This window comes from Pseudomonas sp. NPDC088429, assembly GCF_044753305.1.
GTDB classification, from domain to species: Bacteria; Pseudomonadota; Gammaproteobacteria; order Pseudomonadales; family Pseudomonadaceae; genus Aquipseudomonas; species Aquipseudomonas rustica.
In genome coordinates this window covers 1-7,929 of the sequence record NZ_JBIVMX010000116.1, presented here as the reverse complement: position 1 = coordinate 7,929, position 7,929 = coordinate 1, and the positions used below count along the sequence as shown (strand labels likewise).

Genomic DNA, 7,929 nt, shown 5'->3' with positions numbered 1-7,929 from the left:
GCTCGAGCAGGTTGATGCAGCGCAGGAAAGTACTTTTGCCGGAGCCACTGGAGCCGATGATGCTGATCACATCGCCAGCTGCCGCTTTCAGGGACACGCCCTTGAGCACTTCGTGACTGCCATAGCGTTTATGCAGGTCTTGGACTTCAAGTTTGTACATGCGGTCGGTTCTCACAGAAACAGTCAGTCAGTCGTTGAGCAAGCGCCCGTGACGCAGCGCTTCGCGCCCCGCCACCTTGGCCAGCCAGAAACCGGGTTGGGCATAGCGCAGCCGTTCAATGGCAAACAGCACCCCGGAGGTACCAGCACACACCGTGCTGACCCGATCGGACACAGGATCAATCACTTCAAAAATCTCGTCGCCCGCCTCGACCCACTCGCCGGGCTTGCGCAGAAAACTTACGACGCCGGGGTGCGGTGCGAGGAGCAATTCGGTGCCTTCGAACGGCATGCCTTCGCACGCTTCGTGCGCAGGATTCGGCCACTCGCCGGTGATCAAACCTTGCTCGGCGAGGAACGCCAGAATGCCTTCAGCATACGCCTCGGCCTCCGCGCGACCGGTGTCGGCCTGACCGCCCAGCTCAATCGTCGTCGCCAGGCACGCCAGCGGTATCTGCGCATCGGGGAACTGACGCGACAGACGCAACCACGGCAACGAGCAAGCCTCATCGAACGAGCTGCCACCGGAATCTTCCGCGAGCAAACCCACACGCACATTCAGGTGCGCGGCCAGCGAACGCCACTGTGGCCAGTGCTGCGGCAACGCATACATGTGCAGCGCGGCCTCGGCATCGCAATGCAGATCGAGCACCACATCGGCGGTGCAGGCATGGCTGAGCAACACGCGCTGCATGCCTTGCAACTGGCTGCTCGCCTCCGGCAATGCGGCCAGATGATCGGCCATCGCCTGACGAATCAGACGCACATTGGCGTGCGGATCATCACCGAGACTGTCAGCCAAAGCGGCCGCAACCGGCGCGCTCAGCTCGACGAAATCACGGTTGAAATTCTTGCCGCTGCCCGCCTCGAAACGGCCCTGATGATTGCCTTGCAGCAATTGCCCGAGACCCAACGGGTTGGCGACCGGTACCAGTTCGATGACACCGTTGAGCAAGCCTTTGGCTTCGAGTTCGCTGAGGCGCTTTTTCAGCTCCCAAGCAGTGCGCATACCCGGCAATTCATCAGCGTGCAGGCTGGCCTGAATGTAGGCCTTGCGCTCGCCGTGTCCGAAGCGGAATACGGAAATCTTGCGCTCGCTGCCTAGATGGCTCCACGGCAAAACGTGGTCGATGCGTTCCATATCAATGCTTCCGCGGCGCGAGGTAGCTCAACCAGCGACGCTCGGCCAGCTTGAACAGCTTGACCAGAATGAACGTCAGGCAGAGGTAGAAAACGCCAGCGGTGATGTACGCCTCGAACGGTAGATAGTACTGCGCGTTGACGGTACGGGCCGCGCCGGTAATGTCGATCAAGGTCACGATGGACGCCAGACTGGTGGTCTGCAGCATCATGATCACTTCGTTGCTGTACTGCGGCAGTGCCCGGCGCAGGGCCGATGGCAGCAGAATGCGTTTGTACAGTTTGAAGCGCGACATGCCCATGGCTTTCGCCGCTTCGATCTCACCGTTCGGCGTGGCTTTGAGGCTGCCGGCGATGATTTCAGCGGTGTAGGCGCTGGTGTTGACCGCGAAGGCCAGGCACGCGCAGAACGTTGCGCTGGACAGCCATGGCCACAAGTAGCTTTCGCGTACCGCTTCGAACTGCGCCAGACCGTAGTAGATCAGAAACAGTTGCACCAGCATCGGCGTGCCACGGATCACGTAGGTGTAAAGCCACGCGGCGCCGTTGACCACCGGGTTCTTCGAGACGCGCATCAGGCCCAGCGGCAGTGCCGCCAGCAGACCGAAAAACAGCGAGAGCGCGAGCAATTTGAGGGTGGTCAACAGCCCGCCGAGGTACAGCGGCATCGCCTCCCAAATGACGTTGTAGTCGAAGATCATAGATCAGCCGCCCTTACGCCTACCGAGTAGCGCTTCTCAAGTTGACGCAATGCCAGCAACGAGACGCTGGTGATCACCAGGTACATCGCCGCCACTGCGAGGAAGAAGGTGAAAGGCTCGCGGGTGGCATCTGCCGCCTGCTTGGCCTTGAACATCATGTCTTGCAGACCGACCACGGAAATCAGCGCGGTGGCCTTGGTCAGTACCAGCCAGTTGTTGGTGAAACCCGGAATCGCCAGACGAATCATCTGCGGCACCATCACCCGGAAGAACACCTGAAAACTGCTCATGCCGTACGCCATGCCGGCTTCGGCCTGACCCTTCGGGATCGCCATGAACGCGCCACGGAAGGTTTCCGACAGGTACGCACCGAAGATGAAACCGAGGGTGCCGATACCGGCGGCCAGCGGATTCAGGTCGATGTAATCGTTGAAGCCGAGCAGCGGCGCAACGCGGTTGAGCAAGTCCTGACCGCCGTAAAAGATCAGCAGGATCAGCACCAGATCGGGAATCCCGCGAATAACCGTGGAATACAGATCGCCCAGCCAGGCCAGCCAGCGCACTGGCGACAGGCGCAACGCGACACCGATCAGCCCGAGAACGATGGCCAGAGCCATGGACGACAAGGCGAGCTGAAGCGTCAGCCATGCGCCATCGAGGATGACAGCCCCGTAGCCTTTCAACATGATTCAGGTCCTCGAAAGTTGGGATGAAAAAATGGCGCAAACCTCAGAGATCCTGTTGCTTGCGCCATTTCGGACTTGTCGCAGAGACGTGTTACTTGCCGTAGATATCGAAGGCGAAGTACTTGTCCTGGATTGCTTTGTATTTGCCGTTTTCGCGGATGGCCGCGATGGCAGCGTTGATCTTGTCTTTCAGGGCGTCGCCCTTACGAACAGCGATGCCTACGCCGTCGCCGAAGTATTTGACGTCGGTGAACGCAGGACCGACGAACGCGAAGCCTTTACCGGCGTCGGTTTTCAGGAAACCGTCGTCCAGCAGGGTTGCGTCAGCCACGGTACCGTCGAGGCGACCGGCAGCCACGTCGAGGTAGATTTCGTTCTGCGAGCCGTACGGCTTGATCTCGGCACCCAGTGGAGCCAGCACTTCGCGGGCGAAACGTTCGTGGATCGAACCACGTTGTACGCCGATGTTCTTGCCCTTCAGCTCAGCCAGACCTTCGCTGACCTGAGTACCGGCCTTCATGACCAGACGTGCCGGGGTGTTGTAGTACTTGTTGGTGAAGTCGACTGACTTCTTGCGATCTTCGGTGATCGACATGGACGACAGAATCGCGTCGATCTTGCGCACTTTCAGTGCCGGGATCAGACCGTCGAACTCTTGCTCGACCCACACACACTTGACCTGCATCTGCTCGCAGAGAGCGTTGCCGATGTCGTAGTCGAAACCAACGATGCTGCCGTCCGGTGCTTTCGAAGCGAACGGAGGGTAAGCCGCTTCGATACCGATTTTCAGAGGTTTTTCGTCAGCGAAGGAATTCAGCGACAGCACGGACAGTGCCAGGGCGCCAAGCAGCACAAGTTTCTTCATCTTGGGACTCCATCGGTAAAGGGCAAAAACGGCAGAGTGAGCGACAGCCCAATATGCGAATGGGTGAATCGGGAAATCGGTTGCTGCATCGGTGGGAAATTTCCCATTGAAACCTGGAGAGATTTCAACATCAGCCACGATGAGCGAGTGATCGGCATTCTAACGACAGGCCCGAAGCCGATATTTCTTCAATGCGACAACTAATTACAGATGCACAGAGAAACCCGCTTGAGCACGTTGACAGCCTTGCAAATTCATGCAAGAGCGAAAGACAGTGAACCGATCTATGCTGCAAATTGCGGGCCTATTATTCGCAAACCCTTCTAATCCGGCAAGCGCAGCGTTGTGTCTTATTTTTCACCGGGGGTTTGGAGGCTCTAAAACGGGGCGATGCGTTTCCCAATGCCCCGCTCCGGGGCGGGCGGTTACACATTCGGTTACGTGGAGGGCGGCGGGTAACAGTAGGAAAGGGCTTACGGCTCTGGTCGATAATTATTGGCTGGGCCGCTGATCGTTCCCACGCTCTGCGTGGGAATGCCTCCCTCGACGCTCTGCGTCGGCTTCTGGGACGCAGAGCGTCCCTTGCTGCATTCCCACGCAGAGCGTGGGAACGATCAGATCGCGAGCAGGCTCACTCCTACAGTTGATCGCGTTTCTTCAGGTGGAATGCGATCCCTGTAGGAGTGAGCCTGCTCGCGAAGGGGCCGGCATGACCGCTACAAACCCTACAGACACAAAAAAGCCCCGCCCGGCATTCACCGGACAGGGCTCCTAAGCATCTACCGCTTAAGCCACATTCATCGTCTTATGCGTATCAATCAAATGCTGCACCACACCCGGATCCGCCAGCGTCGAGATATCCCCCAACCCGTCATATTCCGCCGTGGCAATCTTGCGCAGAATGCGGCGCATGATCTTGCCCGAACGCGTCTTCGGCAGCCCCGGTGCCCACTGGATCACGTCCGGCGAAGCGATCGGCCCGATCTCTTTGCGCACCCAGTTCTTCAGCTCCAGACGCAGCTGCTCGGTCGGCTCCTCGCCATTTTTCAACGTGACATAGACATAAATGCCCTGCCCTTTGATGTCATGCGGAACCCCAACCACCGCCGCCTCAGCAACTTTCGGATGCGCAACCATCGCGCTCTCGATCTCGGCCGTACCCATACGGTGACCGGACACGTTGAGCACGTCATCGACACGCCCGGTGATCCAGTAATAACCATCAGCATCACGGCGCGCGCCGTCACCGGTGAAGTACATGCCACGGAAAGTCTTGAAGTAGGTATCAACGAAACGATCGTGATCGCCATACAGCGTGCGCGCCTGACCTGGCCACGAATCGAGAATCACCAGATTGCCTTCAGCCTCGCCCTCAATAATGTTACCGAGGTTGTCGACCAGCGCCGGCACCACACCGAAGAACGGACGCGCCGCCGAACCCGGCTTCAGCGCATGCGCCCCCGGCAGCGGGCTCATCATGTTGCCGCCAGTCTCGGTCTGCCACCAGGTATCAACGATCGGGCAACGCGACTTGCCGACATTCTTGTAGTACCAATCCCAGGCTTCCGGGTTGATCGGCTCACCGACCGAACCGAGCAGACGCAGACTGCTGCCATCCGCGCCTTCAACCGCAGCCTGACCCGAGGCCATCATCGCGCGGATCGCGGTCGGTGCGGTGTAGAGGATGTTGACCTTGTGCTTGTCGATGATCTTCGCCACCCGGGTGATGTCCGGATAGTTCGGCACGCCTTCGAACAGCAGCGTGGTCGCGCCGTTGGCCAGCGGGCCGTAGACGATGTAGCTGTGGCCGGTGACCCAGCCGACGTCGGCGGTACACCAATAAACTTCGCCCGGACGGTAGTCGAACACGCGCTCGTGGGTCATTGCCGCGTACAGCAAATAACCGCCAGTGGTGTGCTGCACGCCCTTCGGCTTGCCGGTCGAGCCGGAGGTATAAAGGATGAACAGTGCTTCTTCAGCGCCCATTTCTTTCGGCGCGCAAACGGTGCCCGCCACTTTCATCAGGTCTTCGTACCAGATGTCGCGATGCTGGTTCCACTTGATGTCGCCACCGGTGCGCTTGCAGACGATGACTTTCTGGATGCTGCTGGTTTCCGGGTTGGTCAGCGCGTCGTCGACGTTGGCCTTGAGGGAGATTTTCTTGCCGGCACGGATGCCTTCGTCAGCGGTGATCACCACTTTCGATTTGCAGTCGATGATGCGACCGGCCAGAGCTTCCGGCGAGAAACCACCGAACACCACCGAGTGAATCGCGCCGATCCGGGTGCAGGCCAGCATGGCGACCACGGCTTCGGGAATCATCGGCATATAAATGGTCACCACGTCGCCGCGGTGCACGTCCTGTCCACGCAGGGCGTTGGCGAGTTTGCACACTTGTTCGTGCAGTTCGCGGTAGGTGATGTTGCGGCTCTCGGAAGGATCGTCGCCTTCCCAGATGATCGCCACTTGATCGCCGCGCTCGGCCAGATGACGGTCGAGGCAGTTGTAGGAAACGTTCAGGGTGCCGTCGGCAAACCATTTGATGTCGACGTGGTGATCGTCGAAAGAAGTCTGTTTCACCGTGGTGAAAGGCTTGATCCAGTCGAGGCGCTTGGCTTGCTCACGCCAGAAGCCGTCAGGGTTGACGACCGACTGCTGGTACATGGCTTTGTAGGTCGCCTCGTCAGTCAGCGTGTTAGCCAAAACCTCGGGACGAACGGGATACAGAGAAGCCGCACTCATCTTTCTTACCTCGGTGTAATAGTTGTTTTTGTATGACCCTGTTGTAACGGGGCCGGCCCCATAGAACCATTCGACGATGGTAGTAACAACCCCTCGCCCACCCACGATGGCCCGTGTAGGAGCTGCCGAAGGCTGCGATCTTTTGACCTTGCCTCTAAAAATCAAAGTCAAAAGATCGCAGCCTTCGGCAGCTCCTACGGGGGGATTGAGGTGTTTTTTGGGGGATTGTTACCAAATATGTGAAAAGTGTTTATCAAAACCCGGTCTGTTTACCCCCACCCCACCTCCCTAGAATTCACCTCGCCGACAAGGCAAACGCGATTAACAACGTTACAGCCCCCACGAAGGCCGTTAATCCAGCTCTCAAGTAACAACCGCAAACGATGAAGTTCCACACGCAACCCTAAAAAGGTTGCGTGACCCCACTCGACCTCAAAAAGGTAAATTTGAAATGAAAGCTTTATTGGTTCTGGCCCTCAGCAGTCTGTGCGCAACCGCCATGGCAAACGAGGTCCCGACTGATGTCGCCCAGCAAAAACCGGCCATCGAGGAATACACTTACTCGACCCACCTGGACATCGCCAACGTTGTATCGATGAGCGAAGTTCCGAATGTCTGCGAAGTTGTGCCAATGAAAATGGAATACGACGACTCCACCGGCCAGCGCCACATCCTGCGTTACAGCGTGATGGGCAACGGCTGCACCAATTGATGATTTCAGACTGCACCGAATTGGATCTCTCAGCGCTTCATTGAGGGTCGATTCCAGCCCGGCTTCGGTCGGGCTCAGTTGTGTCTGGAGTCGGTCAAAAGGGTTGCAAAACACAAGATATAGTGAAAAACGCGGTTTTTTGCTCATTTCTTGAGCAACCAAAGCCCGACGAAAAATTTAATCAAAAAAAATTCTCAGGGGCCAATCCCAGCGAAAGCCCTGTAAAGCCTCGCTCCGACAGAAATCCCCTTCCTGATCGACCGCCCTGCGCGCTTTCGCCCTCCCCCACGACCTCATTTTTTTCCCTATAATGCCGCCCTAGTCGGGTTAGCAATATTCCCTTACAGGGATCAAAAGCCATTCTGAAGCCCCGCAGCAGTGTTCAACGCTGATTGCGCCCGTCAGAGGCTCTCGGAAACCCGGAAAAAATTCTGTTTTATTGCCTGCGTATAGCTGCAAAAAACGATTCCTTAAGATCCAACGCGGTCTGTACGACCGTGTGAAAAACCAACCAATCAGGTTTCACACGGGCGACAGGCCCTCACGCAGGAGACGACACGTCATGCTGAGCTGGGACGAATTCGACAAAGAAGACAGTGAAGTAGCAGCAGTGAAAGGCGCCAACGCCGGCCACGCTACTGAAGCCAACATGGATCGCCTCGATAACGCTGGCGGTGCCGCCGCGATCGAAGCCCGCGCCGTGACCGCCGACTCCCTGGTTGCCAACAACCTGGTACTGGCCGTGTACCGCGTGATCACCAACCCGGAATGCCGCCAGTACATCCTGCGCCAGGCGTTCGAAGAGGCGATCCACACCCACGCCTACCAGAACTGCATCGAATCGCGGGCCATGGAAGAACTCGAAATCTTCAACATGTACCACGAGATCCCATCGGTCGCTAAATAAGCCGCCTGGGGCCTGAA

7 protein-coding genes and 1 pseudogene are annotated in these 7,929 nt (G+C 57.9%); 2 read left to right on the top strand and 6 right to left on the bottom strand.

What is annotated here, in order from left to right; genetic code table 11:
* The 6 genes from ACIP66_RS27800 to acs all read right to left on the bottom strand — a co-directional run.
* The coding region (locus ACIP66_RS27800) for an ATP-binding cassette domain-containing protein (protein WP_400652399.1) at nucleotides 1-160 on the bottom strand (160 nt) is incomplete at its 3' end.
* 27 nt (nucleotides 161-187) lie between these two features.
* The gene (locus tag ACIP66_RS27795) at nucleotides 188-1,300 is read right to left on the bottom strand and encodes a M14 family metallopeptidase (RefSeq protein ID WP_400652398.1); all 1,113 of its coding nucleotides are present in this window, start codon (nucleotides 1,298-1,300) and stop codon (nucleotides 188-190) included.
* 1 nt (nucleotide 1,301) lies between these two features.
* Entirely contained in the window at nucleotides 1,302-2,000 is a 699-nt protein-coding gene (locus ACIP66_RS27790; RefSeq protein ID WP_400652397.1) for an ABC transporter permease, read from the bottom strand.
* Nucleotides 1,997-2,686, bottom strand: a complete 690-nt coding sequence (locus ACIP66_RS27785) for an ABC transporter permease (RefSeq protein WP_053122878.1) — start codon at nucleotides 2,684-2,686, stop codon at nucleotides 1,997-1,999. Before ACIP66_RS27785 ends, ACIP66_RS27790 begins: the two co-directional genes overlap by 4 nt.
* 91 nt (nucleotides 2,687-2,777) lie before the next feature.
* Nucleotides 2,778-3,551 (bottom strand): ABC transporter substrate-binding protein, encoded by a 774-nt coding sequence (locus ACIP66_RS27780; RefSeq protein ID WP_053122880.1) that lies wholly within the window; start codon nucleotides 3,549-3,551, stop codon nucleotides 2,778-2,780.
* Between the two features lie 786 nt (nucleotides 3,552-4,337).
* Nucleotides 4,338-6,293 carry an acetate--CoA ligase gene (acs, locus tag ACIP66_RS27775; RefSeq protein ID WP_053122882.1) on the bottom strand — a complete coding sequence of 652 codons (1,956 nt, stop codon included), beginning with the start codon at nucleotides 6,291-6,293 and terminating at the stop codon, nucleotides 4,338-4,340.
* A gap of 451 nt (nucleotides 6,294-6,744) precedes the next feature.
* On the opposite strand from acs, the gene ACIP66_RS27770 reads away from it, so the two are divergent.
* Nucleotides 6,745-7,005, top strand: coding sequence for a DUF2790 domain-containing protein (locus ACIP66_RS27770; protein WP_053122884.1), 261 nt, complete (start codon nucleotides 6,745-6,747; stop codon nucleotides 7,003-7,005).
* 562 nt (nucleotides 7,006-7,567) lie between these two features.
* Nucleotides 7,568-7,909, top strand: a pseudogene (locus tag ACIP66_RS27765) (ribonucleotide-diphosphate reductase subunit beta); the annotation flags it as partial.
* Nucleotides 7,910-7,929 lie beyond the last annotated feature (20 nt).